Source organism: Pantoea sp. X-Soil-YNGN-785, from assembly GCF_059730585.1.
Window position 1 is genome coordinate 1,734,368 of sequence record NZ_AP035942.1, and the last position, 16,547, is coordinate 1,750,914.

Genomic DNA, 16,547 nt, shown 5'->3' on the forward strand with positions numbered 1-16,547 from the left:
GACCATGAGGCAACGGTTGCTGGTGATAGGTAATGGCATGGCGGGGATGCAGATGGTGGAGAGCCTGCTGCAGCTCGCGCCTCAGCGTTACGCCATTACGGTCATTGGCCGCGAGCCGCACGGCAACTACAACCGCGTGCTGCTGTCGCCGGTGCTGGCGGGTGAAAAGTCCTTCACTGACACCCTGATCCACGATCGCGACTGGTATCAGCGGCACGGCGTGACGCTGCTGAACGGTGAAACCGTGCAGCAGGTCGATCTGGCGGCGCGGACGGTGCAGACCGATCAGCGCCAGCTCGACTGGGATCGGCTGGTGTTTGCCACCGGATCGCAGCCCCGTCTGCCCGCGATTCCCGGCATCGACGCAGAGTCCGTCATGGGTTTTCGCAGCATCGCCGACGTCCGGGGACTGCTGGCGGGCCAGGGACCGGTAGTGATCCTGGGCGGCGGCTTTCTCGGCATTGAAGCGGCGGCGGCACTCCGCGCCCGTGGCCGTGAGGTGACGCTGGTGCACCATAAACCCTGGCTGCTGGATCGCCAGCTGGATGCAAAAGCGGGTGAGCTGCTGCTGGCGGCCTTAGCGCAACGCGGTATCCACTGCGAACTGAACAGCGGACTCACGGCGATTGACGAGGCTGGCGTGACGCTGACCTGCGGGCGTCACTGCGCCGCCACGCAGGTGGTGATCGCCATCGGTGTTCAGCCTGAGGTGACGCTGGCGCAGGCGGCAGGGCTACCGTGTCAGCGCGGCATTCTGGTCGATGGTCAGTTGCGCAGCGCCATTCCCGATGTTTACGCCGTGGGCGAGTGCTGCGAAATCGCGGGCGAAACCTTTGGCCTGGTCGCGCCCTGCCTGGCGCAGGCACAGATTCTGGCGGCGCAGCTGACGGGATCGCCGCTGGCGGATTTCGTCAGTGAGCCGCTGGCGACGCGGCTCAAAGTCAGCGGCATTTCGCTGTTCAGCGCCGGCGACGTCAGCGAGGCATCCTCCATCAGCAGTTTTGATCCTATCTCTGGCGACTACCGCCGCCTTTTTCTCCGTCAGGGCCGCCTCTGTGGCGTGCTGCTCTCTGGCGACACCCGGCAGGGCCCCGCGCTGCTGGAACGTCTGCAGCGCGCCGACCCTGTCACGCTCGATGCCCTGTTCGATCACGATCAACCTGAACCGCAGCCACAGGCTGCAGAGAGTCCTGAGATGAGTAAACCGGTTTTAGCCGTCATTGGTCACGGCATGGTCAGTCACCACTTTCTTGAACAGCTGGTTGCCCGTGAACTGCATCAGCACTATCACATCGTGGTTTATGGCGAGGAGCGCCAGCAGGCTTACGATCGGGTGCATCTGTCAGACTATTTCAACGGTAAAACGGCCGGCGATCTGTCGCTGGTCGGCACAGACTTCTTTGCCCTGCACGGTATTGAACTGCGCAGCGGCTGCACAGTAGTGACGATCGATCGCCAGCAGCGCAGCCTGCGTGACAGCGCGGGCAATGAGCTGGCGTGGGATAAGCTGGTGCTGGCGACCGGCTCACGCGCGTTCGTCCCGCCGGTGCCGGGCCACGACGGCGAACGCTGTTTTGTCTATCGCACGCTGGATGACCTGGATGCCATTGCCGCCTGCGCCCGGCATAGCCAGCGCGGTATCGTGATTGGCGGCGGCCTGCTGGGTCTGGAAGCGGCGAATGCGCTGCGGCAGCTCGGGCTGGAGACGCACGTCGTGGAGTTCGCGCCGCGCCTGATGGCGGTACAGCTTGATGAGGGCGGGGCACTGATGCTGCGTCAGAAGATCGATGCGCTGGGCGTGACGGTTCACACCTCAAAACAGACCGAGCTGATTGAGCAGCAGCCCGACGGCAGCGTGGTGCTGCGCTTTGCTGACGGCAGCCATTTACCCGGCGACCTGGTGCTGTTCTCCGCCGGTATCCGTCCGCGCGATGAGCTGGCGCGCGAGGCGGGCCTGACGCTCGGGCCGCACGGCGGCATTGAGATTAACGATCGCTGTCAGACCAGTGATGACGACGTGTTTGCCATTGGTGAATGCGCGCTGTGGAACGGCCAGATCTTTGGCCTGGTCGCGCCGGGCTATCAGATGGCACGGGTGCTGGCCGGACATCTGGCGGCTGAACCGGCTGCCTTCAGCGGCGCGGACATGAGCACTAAGCTGAAACTGCTGGGCGTGGAGGTCGCGTCGTTCGGTGATGCGCATGGCCGCACGGCGGGCAGCCAGCACTATCACTGGACCGACGGGCCAAAAGGCATCTACAAGAAAATCGTGGTCTCTGCGGAGGGCACCCGACTGCTGGGCGGCGTGCTGGTCGGGGACAGCAGCGATTACGCCACGCTGCTGCAGATGATGCTCAACGATTTACCCTTGCCTGCCGCGCCGGAGAGCCTGATCCTGCCTGCGCTGGCCGGGGCGCCGAAAGCACCAGGCGTCGCAGCGTTGCCCGACAGCGCCCAGGTCTGCTCCTGTCACAACGTCAGCAAGGGCGATATCTGCGCGGCGGTGAAAGGCGGATGCGGTGAGATGAGCAGCATCAAAAGCTGCACCAGAGCGGCCACCGGCTGCGGCGGCTGTGCGGCGCTGGTGAAGCAGGTGATGGAGTTTCAGCTGGAAACTCTCGGCGTCGAGGTGAAAAAAGATGTCTGCGACCACTTCAGTTATTCACGGCAGGAGCTTTATCACCTGGTACGGGCCGGTGAGTTCAGAACCTTTGATGCGCTGCTGGCCTCACACGGCAGGGGGCAGGGCTGTGAAGTGTGCAAGCCGCTGGTGGGGTCGATTCTTGCCTCCTGCTGGAACGACTATCTGCTGAAACCGGCGCACCTGCCGCTACAGGATACCAACGACCGCTACTTCGCCAACATCCAGAAAGATGGCACCTATTCGGTGGTGCCGCGCGTTCCGGCGGGTGAAATCACGCCACAGGGGCTGATCGCCATCGGTGAAGTGGCGGCGCGTTATGACCTTTACACCAAAATCACCGGCGGGCAGCGTATCGACCTGTTTGGCGCGCGCCTTGATCAGCTGCCCGCTATCTGGCAGACGCTGCTTGAGGCCGGTTTTGAAACCGGTCACGCCTACGGCAAGTCGCTGCGCACCGTGAAGTCCTGTGTCGGATCGACCTGGTGCCGCTACGGCGTGCAGGACTCGACGGCCTTCGCCATCGCGCTGGAGAACCGTTACAAGGGACTACGCGCCCCACACAAAATCAAAATGGCGGTTTCGGGCTGTACCCGCGAGTGTGCGGAAGCGCAGAGCAAAGATATCGGTGTGATCGCCACCGAAAAGGGCTGGAACCTCTATGTGTGCGGCAATGGCGGCATGAAGCCGCGCCACGCCGATCTGTTCGCCAGCGACCTCGACGATGCCACGCTGCTGCGCTATGTCGATCGCCTGCTGATGTTCTATATCCGTACGGCTAATCGTCTGCAACGCACCAGCGTCTGGCTGGACAATCTGGAAGGCGGTCTTGATTACCTGCGGCAGGTGGTGATTGAGGACAGCCTTGGGCTGGGCGAGACGCTGGAGCAGGAGATGCAGCGGGTGGTTGACGCCTGGCAGTGCGAGTGGCAGACCACGCTGGCGGACCCGTCGCGGCTCGCGCTGTTTACGCCGACGATCAACAGCGAGCAGCCCGATGAAACCCTGCACTACAGCCGGGTACGCGGTCAGCGGCAGCCTGAAGCCGTGGCTGCGCGTCCGCTGCTGCAGCTGCCCGCCGAGCCGTGGAGCGCCGTCTGCGCACTGGAAGCGATTCCGCCTGAAGCAGGGATCGGGGCGCGACTCGGCAGCGAGCGTGTTGCGCTGTTCCGCTTTGGCGACGCGTTCTATGCGCTGGAGGATCGTGAGCCTGGCAGCGATGCCAGCGTGCTGTCGCGCGGGATTCTGGGTGACGTCGGCGGCGAGCCGGTGGTGATCTCTCCGCTCTACAAGCAGCGGGTGAGGCTGCGTGACGGACAGAGTCTGGATAATCCGCAGCATCAGCTGCGCTGCTGGCCGGTGAAGCTGGAAGCGGGGCAGATCTGGCTGGCAAACCGCCCGCAAAATCCGCTGGCGCAGGCATCATGAACAGCACCTGTCCCTATTGCGGCGTCGGCTGTGGCGTCTGCATCACGCCGCAGGGCAATCATCAGGCAACGGTGATCGGCGATCCGCACCATCCCGCTAACGCAGGCCGGTTGTGCGTTAAGGGCGCGGCGCTGGGCGAGACGCTGACGCCACAGGGGCGTCTTCTTACCGCTCAGGTTAACGGCCAGCCGGTCAGCCTGGATGCGGCGCTGGATGCGGCAGCGGCAGGATTACGGGCGGTGATCGATCAGCATGGTCCGCAGGCGGTGGCGTTTTACGGTTCAGGCCAGTTGCTGACCGAGGATTACTACGTTGCCAATAAGCTGATGAAGGGCTACATCGGTGCCGCCAATATCGATACCAATTCGCGGCTCTGTATGGCATCAGCCGTAGTCGGTTATAAGCGGGCGCTGGGGGCAGATGCGGTGCCCTGCTGTTATGAGGATCTGGAGCAGGCCGATCTGGTTTTGCTGGTGGGGTCCAATGCTGCCTGGGCACATCCGGTGGTCTGGCAGCGGCTGATGCAGGCGAAGCTGCAGCGACCGGCGATGCGCATAGTTGTTATCGATCCGCGCCGCACGGCCAGTTGTGATCAGGCCGATCTGCATCTGCCACTGCGTCCCGGCAGCGATTCGGCGTTGTTTTCCGGTCTGCTGCACTGGCTGGCGCAGAACGATGGTCTTGATGCCAGCATGCTGCCGCACCTGAATGGCGTGAGTGAAACCCTGGCCGCCGCCGCGCAGTGGGATGTCGCGCGGGTCGCAGAGACCTGTGATTTAACGGAACAGCAGGTGATGCATTTTTTCCGGCTGTTCAGCCAGCACGATCGGGTGCTGACGCTGTGGTGCATGGGGATTAATCAGTCCGCCACCGGCAGCGACAATAACCAGGCGATTCTTAATCTGCATCTGCTGACAGGCATAATAGGCCGTGCGGGCTGCGGGCCTTTTTCGCTGACCGGACAGCCAAATGCGATGGGCGGTCGCGAAGTGGGCGGTCTGGCGAACCAGCTGGCAGCGCACATGAGTTTTACTGACCAGGATTGCGACCGGGTGCAGCGTTTCTGGCGCAGCCCGTCGATAGCCCGCCAGCCGGGGCTGATGGCGCTGGATCTCTTCAGGGCGATTGCCGAAGGCGAGGTGAAAGCAGTGTGGATTATGGGCACTAATCCGGCGGTGTCGATGCCGGAAGGCAATCGCGTGGCACAGGCGCTGGCGGCCTGTCCGCTGGTCATTGTCTCAGATGTGATGGCGCAGACCGACACCAGCACTTTTGCCGATATTCTGCTGCCCGCCCAGGGCTGGGGCGAGAAGAACGGCACCGTGACGAACTCAGAACGACGTATTTCGCGGCAGCGCGCCTTTGCCGCCGCACCAGGTGATACCCGGCCTGACTGGTGGCTGCTGGCGCAGGTGGCGCAGCGGTTGGGGTTCCGTGAGGGATTTAACTGGCAGCATCCGGCTGAGATTTTCTGCGAGCACGCGGCGCTGTCGGGTTTTGAGAATGACGGTCAGCGGGCATTTGATATCAGCGGCCTGTCGCAATTGAGCCAGGCCGAATGGGATGCGCTGCGTCCGGTCCAGTGGCCGGTAAATGCTGCTCATCCGCAGGGCTGTGCGCGGTTGTTTGGCGATCGCCGCTTTTTTCACCCTGACGGCAAAGCCCGGCTGCTTGTCCCGGCCACGCCCGCCTTAACCCCGCGTGATGCGGCTTATCCGCTATTGATGAACAGCGGTCGGGTGCGCGATCAGTGGCATACCATGACGCGCACCGGGCTGGTGCCGCGTCTGATGCAGCATTGTGATGAGCCATTTGTGGCCCTTCATCCGGCTGACGCCGCGCAGTATGGCGTGACGGCAGGCGGTCTGGCACGGGTGCAGTCAGTACAGGGCTGGATCAGTGCGCGGGTGCGCATTGATGCCGGGATGCGGCGCGGCGAGCTGTTTGTGCCGATGCACTGGAACCGGCAGTTCAGTCAGCAGAGTCACGTCGATATGCTGGTCGCCGCCCGCGCCTGTCCGTTTTCAGGGCAGCCTGCGCTGAAGCAGACGCCGGTCCGGATTCTGCCGCTGGCCGTGAGCTGGCAGGGCTGGTTGTGGCAGCGCGGGATTACGCAGCCCGCAGGATTGCGTTACTGGTCGCGTGCGCCCTATGCGGCGGTGCAGCGTTATGCGGTAGCAGGCGAGGGATCGCCGCAGGCGTGGCTGGCCGGGCAGGTTGATGTGTCAGGCTGTGACCTGCAGGTCGCCACTGGCAGCGGCAATGATTACCGGCTGCTGGCATGGCGTGACGGTGTGTTACAGCTGGCGTTTTATGCCGGATCCATGTTGCCGTCGATTGATAGTGCATTTGTCGCGGCGGCCTTTGCGGATGCGCCGCAGGATGCTGACGGGCGGCACAGCGTGCTGGCGGGCCAGTCGGTGCAGCGCAGCGCGGCAGGCCGGATTATCTGTAGCTGTATGGCGGTGGGTGAGCAGACGATTTTGCAGGCGATAGCGCAGGGGTGTCGAACCACTCAGGCACTGGGCCGGAAGCTGAAGTGCGGCACGCAGTGTGGCTCCTGTATTCCGGAGCTGAAGCAGCTTTTGTTGTCCGACGTGGTTGTGGAGGAATGATGACGCGAGCAATTGATTCTCTGGATAAGTTACTGGCCCCGGCCGGTGTGGCAAAGCCGCAGGGTGTGGTGTGGCTGGTTGGCGCAGGCCCTGGTGATGTGGAGTTGCTGACGGTGAAGGCGTTGCGGTTGCTGCAGCGGGCTGAAGTCGTGGTGTATGACCGGCTGGTGAGTGAAGCGGTGATGGCGGAAGTGCCGGAGAGCGCGTTATGCGTTGACGTAGGTAAGCAGCCGGGGCAGCACGGATTGAAGCAGGCGCAGATTAATCAGCTGCTGGTGGATCTGGCGCGCAGCGGGCGCAATGTGATCCGGCTGAAGGGAGGCGATCCGTTTATTTTTGGTCGCGGTGGCGAGGAGATGGTGAGTCTGCAGCAGGCCGGGATTCGCTGTGAGGTGGTGCCGGGGATTACGGCGGCGGTGGGCTGTGCGGCGGCCAGCGGGATTCCGCTGACGCATCGGGATTGTGCGCAGTCTCTGCGGTTGATTACCGGCCATGGCCGGAGTGGCGAGCCGCAGCTGGATGCAGCCGCGCTGTCGGCGGTGAATCAGACGCTGGTGTTTTATATGGGATTGAGCTGGAGTGCGTCGATCAGTGCGCAGTTGCAGGCGCAGGGGCGTGATCCGGAGACGCCGGTAGCGATTATTGAGAATGGAACCCGGCCGGATCAGCGGGTGTTGATTACCACGCTGGGTGGCTTGGCGGAGACGGTAGCGCAGGAGAAGCCGGTGTCGCCGTCGCTGTTGGTGGTGGGTGAGGTCGTGCGGTTTTATCGGGCGGATTTGCAGGTGCGGGGGGATGCGACGGTGAGCCGGTGCGACGTGCAGGAAGTCGGGTGCCTTGAGCAGGAAGTACGGTGCGTCGTGCAGGAAAAGCCTGCCTGATCGCAAAGGGATCCCGCATCCCTGCGGACTGGGCTCGCCCTCCCTGGCTCGCACACTTTGCTCTTCAGGCAGGCCATTCCTGCACGGTTAGGATTGGTGCGGGTTTGCTGCAATGCCCGCGCTTTCCTGCGCCTGAAATTCTCGTTTCTCAGTGTTCTGGAATCACTCACGGCACTTCGGTACGCATGCTCAATTACATCGCCCGCTTCAGCGGCAGCGGGGCCACCAGCACTTTCACGCCTAAGGCTTCAAACGCTTTAACCTGCGCGGTGCTGATGCCGCTGTCGGTGATCAGGTAGTGGATGTTGCTCCAGTCACAGGGCAGCGCGAACATCGACACCTTGTCGATTTTGCTGGAGTCCGCCACCACGTAAACCGTGCTGGCTGATTTGATCATCGCCAGTTTGACCTTAATGTCCGTTTCGCTGGGGAAGCTCAGGCCCAGACGCGGTGAAATGCAGGCGGTGGCAAGAAAGAGTTTTTCGGCCAGCACATTTTCGAAAAAACTGGCCGCCTTCTCGCCCGAGGTGGAAAGCGTCGGAAATTTAAAAGTACCGCCGGTCAGCAGGATATTGATGCCCGGCTCGCCGCCCAGTTTCAGGGCGATATTAACCGCCGTGGTCACCACCGATAAACGGCGGATATGGCTGATGGCGTCGGTAATCGCGGTGGTGGTGGTACCGGAATCGAAAATCACCGTGTCGCCATTTTCGATATGCTGCGCCGCCAGTCGGCCAATCGCCTCTTTCTCCTCCAGATGGGTCTGCCGCTCCAGCAGCATCGCGCCGGTATTCTGCTTGCCCGTCATCAGCGTTGCGCCACCGTGGTAGCGCTGCACAAACCCCTGTTTTTGCAGCATGCGCAGGTCGCTGCGTAATGTGGCTTCAGTCAGTCCAAAGGTCTCGGTCAGCGCTTTGACCGTGACCGTACCATCTTCACGGATCATCTCCAGAATTTTCTCGCGGCGTTGCTGCATGTCAGCGAACTGCTCACTTTTGCTTTTCAATCGAAATGCTCCCTTTTCCAGTAACCTGATGGCTCGGGCGAACAAGGTCTCTGTCGCTGAGTTTAACGCGCCATTTTTATGAATGCGAGATGACCTGAATTGCCTTTGATTTTCGAACGAAAGCAAATAATCCGCAGGTTATTGAATCTTTCAGGGTTTCCGGATTGCAGGCAGCAGGCTTTATTTCGGGACTGGAAGCCAGATCACGTCTTTTCAATCAGATAAGCCGCTTTGAACGGCAGATGGTCGAAATTTGATCTGCCCCACATATCATTTCTTTTCGATAGCTTATATTTTTGTTCGAAAATGATTGAGTCAGCGGCATCAGCAAAAATATGAGGGGAAGAGTGGGATGAGTGGTGAATATGACGTAAACCTGCGCTACGGCGTGGATACCGCAATGAACCTGGCCGGTAAGGTGGCGGTGGTGACTGGCGGGCTGGGCGGCATCGCGATGGCGACTAATGGCATGCTGCTGGAGAAGGGCGCGCGTCTGGCACTGCTCTATCCGCCATTTGAAGCGGAGAAAGTTGCCCGTCTGCAGGCGGACTTCGCGGCCGATCGGGTGCAGTTTGTCTGCTGTGATGTCACCGATCCCGCGTCGGTGGAAGAGGCGTTTGACGCGGTGGTTGCCCACTATGGCCGCATCGATATCCTGGTCAACTGCGCAGGCTACGTGATGCTGCAGCCGGTGATTGAGACCGATTTTGCCGAGTGGCAGAAGCAGATCGCGGTAAATCTCACCGGACCTTTCCTCTGCTCGCAGGCGGCCGCACGGCTGATGATCCGTGCTGGCGCAGGCGGCAAAATTATCAATATCGCCTCCCAGGCGGCGTCCATCGCGATCGACAACCATGTCGCCTATACCTCCGCCAAAGCGGGCCTGCTGGGCATGACCAAAGTGATGGCTAAAGAGTTTGCCACGCATCGCATTAACGTAAATACCCTGTCGCCTACCGTAGTACTGACGCCGATGGGCGAGAAAGCCTGGCGCGGCGAGAAGGGCGAGCAGATGAAAAAGCTGATTCCGCTCGGTCGCTTTGCCTATACCGATGAGATCGCCGCCGCCGTACTGTTCTTCGCCAGCAACGGCAGCGACATGATTACCGGCGCAGATTTGATGATCGATGGTGGCTTCACCATCTGGTAAGGCCAACCCAACACCCGGGACTTCATACCCTGCCATAACGATAAGAGAGAACATCATGAAAAACCGTACCCTGCTGTGCACTGCCGTGGCTGCCTGTCTGGTTTCTCAGGCGGCGTTGGCCGCCGAAAAAGGCACCATTATGATTCTGGTTAACTCACTCGATAATCCTTACTACGCCTCTGAAGCCAAAGGCGCCAATCTCAAAGCACAGGCGCTGGGGTACAAAACCACGGTGCTGTCGCACGGCGAAGATGTGAAGAAGCAGAGCGAACTGATCGACGCCGCTATCGGTAAGAAAGTGCAGGGTATCGTGCTGGATAACGCCGACTCCACCGCCAGTGTGGCGGCGATCAAAAAAGCCAAAGATGCCGGGATTCCGGTGGTGCTGATCAACCGTGAAATCCCGGTGGATGACGTGGCGCTGGCGCAGATTACCCACAACAACTTCCAGGCGGGTTCAGATGTGGCCAACGTCTTTGTCGAGAAGATGGGGGAAAAGGGCAAATACGCCGAGCTCGCCTGTAACCTGGCCGACAACAACTGTGTGACCCGCTCAAAATCGTTCCATCAGGTGCTGGATCAATATCCCGATATGCAGAGTGTGGCGCGTCAGGATGCCAAAGGCACCCTGATCGACGGCAAGCGCATCATGGACAGCATCCTGCAGGCGCATCCCGATGTGAAAGGGGTGATCTGCGGTAACGGTCCGGTCGCGCTGGGCGCGATTGCGGCACTCAAAGCAGCCGGTCGCAACGATGTGATCGTGGTAGGGATTGATGGCAGCAACGATGAACGCGATGCGGTGAAAGCAGGCACGCTGAAAGCCACGGTGATGCTGCAGGCCCAGGCGATCGCCGCCGAAGGCGTGACCGATCTCGATAACTTCATTCAGAAAGGCGTGAAGCCGGAAAAACAGCGGGTGATGTTCCGCGGCATTCTGATTACCCCGGAAAACGCCAAAGGCGTCCAGGACTTTAACTACAAGTCGTAATTAACCGCTGCCGCGCCTGCGAAAGCGGGCGCCAGGGAGAAGAAGATGTCCCGAAGAGTCTGGCTGACGCTAGTGGTCATGCTGTCAGGTGGCTGCAAAATTGTGTCGCAGCAGGAGCTGGCTGACCTGAAGAATCCCCCCAATCCGAAGATGGCCAACATCGACCAGCTCTGGCAGCAGAAGCTGGTGCCGCAGGTCCAGGCCGAGGCGAAACCGCTGGCGACGCTGATGTCGTCGCTGCAATCTGCCAAAGACTTTGACAGCGCCTGCCAGACCTACGGTTATCGCAGTCAGGCTGAGAATCCCTGTGTTTTCAGCGTTTCCGTTCGCGGCGAGGTAACGGCTGTCAATACCACTTCCCGCAGCGGAAAGATGGCCGTGAAGGATGAATCAGGTGACAGCGTCACTATACAGGTCGGGCCAATCATTCGTGGCACGGCGTTGCGCGATGTCTATAAAGGCGCGAGCTATCAGGACTTCAACGATCAGGTACTGTTTGGTGATTACGGCAAGGCGATCAACCAGCACGCCTCAACCCTGATGCAGCAGTTCGCGCCGAAGGTCGGCGACAAAGTGAGTGTTACTGGCGTGTTCAGCAGTTGGGACATTCCGCAACAGCTGCCGGATATCACTCCGGCTGCCATCACCCGGCAATAAGGAGCGGCAGATGCAAAATCCGCAACCGCAAACGTCCGGCGACGTGATTATCGAAACGCGCAACGTGTCGCGTCTCTATCCTGGTGTGACCGCGCTCGATCAGGTCAGCTATCGCGTTTATCGCAACAAAGTGAATGTCCTGATCGGGGAGAACGGGGCCGGCAAGTCCACCATGATGAAGATGCTGGCCGGGGTGGAAACGCCGTCGTCGGGCGAGATCCTGCTGGATGGCCAGGTGGTGTCGCTGAACTCCACCCATCAGGCGGAGAAGCAGGGGATCAGTATCATTTTCCAGGAGCTGAATCTGTTTCCCAACATGAACGTGATGGACAACATTTTTATCGCCAACGAGTTTTTCCAGCGCGGCGTCATCAATGAAAAGTATCAGTACGCGCTGGCGAAATCGCTGCTGCAGCGGCTGCAGCTCGATGTCGATCCCTATGCGCCGCTGGGCGAGCTGGGCATCGGGCATCAGCAACTGGTGGAGATTGCCAGGGCGCTGTCGAAGGATACCCGGGTGTTGATCATGGATGAACCCACCAGCGCCCTGAGCCAGTCGGAAGTGAAAGTGCTGTTCAATGTCATCGATCAGCTGAAGCGGCGCGGCGTCACCATTATCTATATCTCACACCGACTGGAAGAGCTGATGGAGATAGGCGATCACATCACCATTTTTCGCGATGGGCGCTTTATCAGTGAGCGCGAGGTGCGCGACGCCAGCGTGCCGTGGATTATCGCCCAGATGGTGGGCGATAAGAAAAAACAGTTCGACTATCAGCCTGCGCCACAAGGGGAAACGGTGCTGGAGGTTGAGGGGCTGACCGCGCTGCATCAGAACGGCGGCTACAAGCTTAATGAGGTCAGTTTCAGCCTGCGTAAAGGCGAGGTGATCGGCATTTATGGACTGCTGGGCGCGGGACGCACGGAGCTGTTTAAGGGGCTGATTGGGCTGATGCCCTGTCAGTCGGGCCGGGTCCGGCTGTCCGGTAAGGATCTGGCGAAACGCAGTTTTCAGCAGCGGCTGAAAAGCGGCATCGCGCTGGTGCCCGAAGATCGTAAAGGCGAAGGGGTGATTGAACTGATGTCGGTTACCGCCAATATGACGCTTTCTGACTTCAGCCTGCGCGGTTTTCGTCGGGCGCTGGGGCTGCTGAATCCGGGCCGGGAGCAGCAGCGGGTCAGTGAGATGATCGGCCATCTGGCGATTAAAGTCAGCGATCCCGATCTGCCGGTCACGGCGCTGAGTGGCGGTAATCAGCAGAAGGTGGTGCTGGGTAAGGCGCTGATGACCGGGCCGCAGGTGGTATTGCTGGATGAGCCGACGCGCGGCATCGATGTCGGTGCCAAAACCGATGTTTATCACCTGATTGGCAATCTGGCACAACAGGGGCTGGCCGTGATGTTTTCGTCGTCCGAGCTGGATGAGGTGATGGCGCTGGCGGACCGCATTTTAGTGATGGCCGATGGCCGGATAACGGCCGATCTGCCCCGCGCAGCGGCAACGAGAGAACATCTGATCGCGGCATCAACCCCGCAGGATTAAGCACCTGGCCCATTGGGCTAAGCTGGCCGGAGAACGTCATGAACCAAAAATATCTGCTCTATATGTACCTGCTCAAGGCGCGCACCTTTATTGCGTTGCTGATTGTGGTCGGCTTCTTCAGCGTGATGGTGCCGAACTTTCTGACCCCCTCTAACCTGCTGATTATGACGCAGCACGTCGCCATTACCGGGCTGCTGGCGATAGGGATGACGCTGGTGATCCTCACCGGCGGTATCGATCTCTCTGTAGGCGCGGTCGCCGGGATTTGCGGCATGGTGGCGGGTGCGCTGCTGACCAGTGGCATTCCGTTATGGGGCGGCAATACGCTGTTTCTCAACGTGCCTGAAGTGATTCTGGTGGTGGCGATCTTTGGCGTGCTGGTGGGGCTGATTAACGGTACGGTGATCACCCGGCTGGGCGTGGCTCCCTTTATCTGCACCCTGGGCATGATGTATGTGGCGCGCGGTGCGGCACTGCTGTTCAACGATGGCGGCACCTACGCCAATCTGGTCGGGATGCCCGCGCTGGGCAACACCGGTTTTGCCCTGCTGGGTTCCGGTACCGTGCTGGGGGTGTATCTGCCGATCTGGCTGATGCTCGGCTTCTTGCTGCTCGGCCTCTACCTGACGCGCAAAACCCCGCTGGGCCGTTACATCTACGCCATTGGCGGCAATGAGTCCGCCGCGCGGCTGGCGGGCGTGCCGATTATCAAAGTGAAAATTTTTGTTTACGCCTTTTCCGGCCTCTGCGCCGGTCTGGTCGGGCTGGTAGTGGCGTCTCAGTTGCAGACCGCGCATCCGATGACCGGCAACATGTTTGAGATGGACGCCATTGGTGCCACCGTGCTGGGCGGCACGGCGCTGGCGGGCGGACGTGGCCGGGTGTCCGGCTCAATTATTGGCGCGTTCGTTATCGTCTTCCTGGCGGATGGCATGGTGATGATGGGCGTCAGCGATTTCTGGCAGATGGTGATTAAAGGTCTGGTGATTGTCACAGCCGTCGTGATCGACCAGTTCCAGCAACGTCTGCAAAGCAAAGTGGTGCTGCTGCGTCGCCATGAAAAAAAGCAGCAGGCAGTGCCTCTCACTGATATCCGTCACAGTTAACAGGAGCGATTATGAGCCGCGAGCAACGTGGAAAAACAGTGGTGATTACCGGTGCCTGTCGCGGCATCGGTGCCGGGATCGCGGCGCGTTTCGCCCGCGATGGGGCCAGGCTGGTGATGGTGTCGAATGCCGATCGGGTCTTTGCCACCGCTGACCAGCTTTCGCAGCAGTATGGCAGTGAGATTCTGGCGCTGCAGGTCGACGTCACAGATGAAGCGGCGGTGCAGCAGCTCTATCAGCAGGCCTTTGAACGCTTTGGTCAGATTGACGTCTCGATTCAGAATGCGGGCGTGATTACCATTGACCGCTTCGACACCATGCCGAAAAGCGACTTTGAACGGATTCTGGCCGTGAACACCACTGCCGTCTGGCTCTGCTGTCGTGAAGCGGCGAAATATATGGTGAAGCAGGGCAGCGGCAGTCTGATTAACACCTCATCTGGGCAGGGACGACAGGGTTTTATTTACACGCCGCACTATGCCGCCAGCAAAATGGGGGTCATCGGCATTACGCAGAGTCTGGCGCTGGAGCTGGCACCGTGGAACATTACGGTCAACGCCTTCTGTCCCGGCATCATTGAGAGTGAGATGTGGGATTACAATGATCGCGTCTGGGGCGAGATCCTCAGCAGCGAGGAGAAAACCTACGGCAAAGGTGAGCTGATGGCGGAGTGGGTGAAAAACATTCCGCTGAAGCGTGCCGGTCAGCCGGAAGATGTCGCCGGACTGGTGGCTTTCCTAGCCTCAGACGATGCGCGCTATATTACCGGCCAGACCATTAATGTGGATGGCGGGTTAATCTTCTCCTGATATCCGCTTTTCGGCGTCGGGCCTGCTCTGAACGCAGGCCTTTTTTTGCCCGGATTTTTCCGGGATATGCACAATTCGCCGCCGCTGTCCTGCATCGCCGTCACAATATGTTAAGGTAAGTGCTGATGATTTGTCTTTAATCGCAGCAACACACTAATCAATGTGCCGGGTGACATGATACGGAAAACAGGGGTTCTCTCTTTGATTGCGCTGTCGCTCTCTGCCTTGCAGAGCGCCCGTGCGTTTCAGACTGAAACGGCAGTGTCAGAAACGCCATTCGACAATCCTGCGCGCTACAGTGAGTCGCTGCCGACGCTTGGCAGCACCCGCGATGAGGATGAAGCGTGGAGCAAAAAGCTGGCAGCCGTGGCGAAAAGCATCGGTGAAGCGAGTAACAACAGCGACAGCAATGTGACGTTTGGCCAGCAGGCGGGCGTCTGGGCCTTCAATCATCTGCGCGATGAAGTGGCCGACCGGGTCGAGAGTGAAGGGCAGTCACTGCTTTCCCCTTACGGCACCGCGCAGCTCGATCTGAAAGTCGACATGAACGGTAACTTTGCCGGCACGGGCGGCGATCTCTTCAGCGCACTGGCCGACGAGAACAGCCTGCTTACCTTCAGCCAGCTTGGCCTGCATGATACCGGCGAGGGTCTGGTCGGCAATGCGGGACTGGGACAACGCTGGGACGCCGGTAACTGGCTGCTGGGCTACAACGGCTTTGTCGATCATGTCTTCAGCAGCGGCCTGCAGCGCGCCTCGGTGGGGACTGAGGCCTGGAGTGATTCGATGCGTTTCTCTGCCAACTACTATCAGCCGCTTTCCGGCTGGAAAAATCTGGGCAACGCGCAGCAGCAGCGCATGGCGCGCGGCTATGACATCACCAGCCAGAGCTATCTGCCCTTTTATCGTCAACTGGGCGTCTCGGTGAGCTATCAGCAATATCTGGGTGAGAATGTCGATCTGTTTAACAGCGGCAACCGCTATCACAATCCCTCCGCCATGTCGTTTGGCCTCTCTTACACGCCGGTGCCGCTGGTAACGCTGTCGGCCACCCACAAAACCAGCAGTGCCGGTGAAAGCCAGGATCAGCTGGGGCTGAAACTGAACTACCGCTTTGGCGTAGCGCTGAGCCGTCAGCTTGATGCCGGTAACGTCGCCGAAGCGCGCTCCCTGCGCGGCAGCCGTTACGATACCGTGACCCGCAGCGATACGCCGGTGCTCGCATTCCGTCAGCGCAAAACGCTGTCGGTGTTCCTGGCGACACCTCCCTGGCAGTTAAGCAGTGGCGAGAGCCTGCCGCTGAAGCTGCAGGTGCGGGCCAGCAATGACATCAAGGCAGTGAGCTGGCAGGGTGACACGCAGGCGCTGAGCCTGACGCCACCGGCCAATAATGCGGATCCGCAGGGCTGGAGTGTGATCCTACCGCAATGGGATCCGTCGCCAGACGCCAGCAACGAATACCGGCTGTCGGTGACGCTGGAGGACAGCAAGCAGCAGCGTGTAACCTCTAACTGGATCACCCTGAAAATTGAGCCGCCGATGGCCATGGACGCATCCCCGCAGAACGATCGTTACGATTTAATGGCACCCACCGGCACGGCGCTCTAACGGAAACCTGCCAGCACGGCGCTGGCAGGTAAATCCGGCCGGCGCGGTGCATGGCACGTCCGGCCGGGTTCATCACAGAGTCGTGCTGATGACAGGCTAACGTCAGGCTTAT

Annotated in this window: 11 protein-coding genes; 10 read left to right on the top strand and 1 reads right to left on the bottom strand. The window is 60.3% G+C overall.

From position 1 onward, the window contains the following. Positions 1 to 4: 4 nt before the first annotated feature. Genes nirB through cobA form a run of 3 tightly spaced genes read left to right on the top strand, consistent with a single transcriptional unit; the run spans position 5 to position 7,565 of the window. Positions 5 to 4,069, top strand: a complete 4,065-nt coding sequence (gene nirB, locus AC6I8E_RS08035; protein ID WP_497824654.1) for a nitrite reductase large subunit NirB — start codon at positions 5 to 7, stop codon at positions 4,067 to 4,069. Beyond that, positions 4,066 to 6,684: a nitrate reductase gene (locus tag AC6I8E_RS08040; RefSeq protein ID WP_497824655.1), complete on the top strand. Its 2,619-nt coding sequence runs from the start codon at positions 4,066 to 4,068 to the stop codon at positions 6,682 to 6,684. Before nirB ends, AC6I8E_RS08040 begins: the two co-directional genes overlap by 4 nt. Beyond that, entirely contained in the window at positions 6,684 to 7,565 is an 882-nt protein-coding gene (gene cobA / locus AC6I8E_RS08045) for a uroporphyrinogen-III C-methyltransferase (RefSeq protein ID WP_370421369.1), read from the top strand. Before AC6I8E_RS08040 ends, cobA begins: the two co-directional genes overlap by 1 nt. Before the next feature lie 193 nt (positions 7,566 to 7,758). On the opposite strand, the gene AC6I8E_RS08050 is transcribed toward cobA, so the two are convergent. Beyond that, positions 7,759 to 8,571, bottom strand: coding sequence for a DeoR/GlpR family DNA-binding transcription regulator (locus tag AC6I8E_RS08050; protein ID WP_033782898.1), 813 nt, complete (start codon positions 8,569 to 8,571; stop codon positions 7,759 to 7,761). A gap of 352 nt (positions 8,572 to 8,923) precedes the next feature. On the opposite strand from AC6I8E_RS08050, the gene AC6I8E_RS08055 reads away from it, so the two are divergent. The 7 genes from AC6I8E_RS08055 (at position 8,924) to AC6I8E_RS08085 (ending at position 16,435) form a co-directional block, all read left to right on the top strand. Beyond that, a complete protein-coding gene (locus AC6I8E_RS08055) occupies positions 8,924 to 9,721 on the top strand; it encodes a GolD/DthD family dehydrogenase (RefSeq protein WP_095707296.1) in 798 nt (265 codons plus the stop codon). A 55-nt stretch (positions 9,722 to 9,776) separates the two neighbouring features. Continuing rightward, entirely contained in the window at positions 9,777 to 10,712 is a 936-nt protein-coding gene (locus AC6I8E_RS08060; protein ID WP_033732417.1) for a D-ribose ABC transporter substrate-binding protein, read from the top strand. Between the two features lie 45 nt (positions 10,713 to 10,757). Next, positions 10,758 to 11,369 (top strand): DUF2291 family protein, encoded by a 612-nt coding sequence (locus tag AC6I8E_RS08065; RefSeq protein ID WP_013357648.1) that lies wholly within the window; start codon positions 10,758 to 10,760, stop codon positions 11,367 to 11,369. A gap of 10 nt (positions 11,370 to 11,379) precedes the next feature. Continuing rightward, a complete protein-coding gene (locus AC6I8E_RS08070; protein ID WP_095707295.1) occupies positions 11,380 to 12,912 on the top strand; it encodes a sugar ABC transporter ATP-binding protein in 1,533 nt (510 codons plus the stop codon). Between the two features lie 38 nt (positions 12,913 to 12,950). After that, positions 12,951 to 14,018 (top strand): ABC transporter permease, encoded by a 1,068-nt coding sequence (locus tag AC6I8E_RS08075; RefSeq protein WP_013357650.1) that lies wholly within the window; start codon positions 12,951 to 12,953, stop codon positions 14,016 to 14,018. An 11-nt stretch (positions 14,019 to 14,029) separates the two neighbouring features. Next, positions 14,030 to 14,827 (top strand): glucose 1-dehydrogenase, encoded by a 798-nt coding sequence (locus AC6I8E_RS08080; RefSeq protein ID WP_033732425.1) that lies wholly within the window; start codon positions 14,030 to 14,032, stop codon positions 14,825 to 14,827. Positions 14,828 to 15,001: 174 nt separating this feature from the next. Beyond that, positions 15,002 to 16,435 (top strand): YchO/YchP family invasin, encoded by a 1,434-nt coding sequence (locus tag AC6I8E_RS08085; RefSeq protein WP_179291173.1) that lies wholly within the window; start codon positions 15,002 to 15,004, stop codon positions 16,433 to 16,435. Positions 16,436 to 16,547 lie beyond the last annotated feature (112 nt).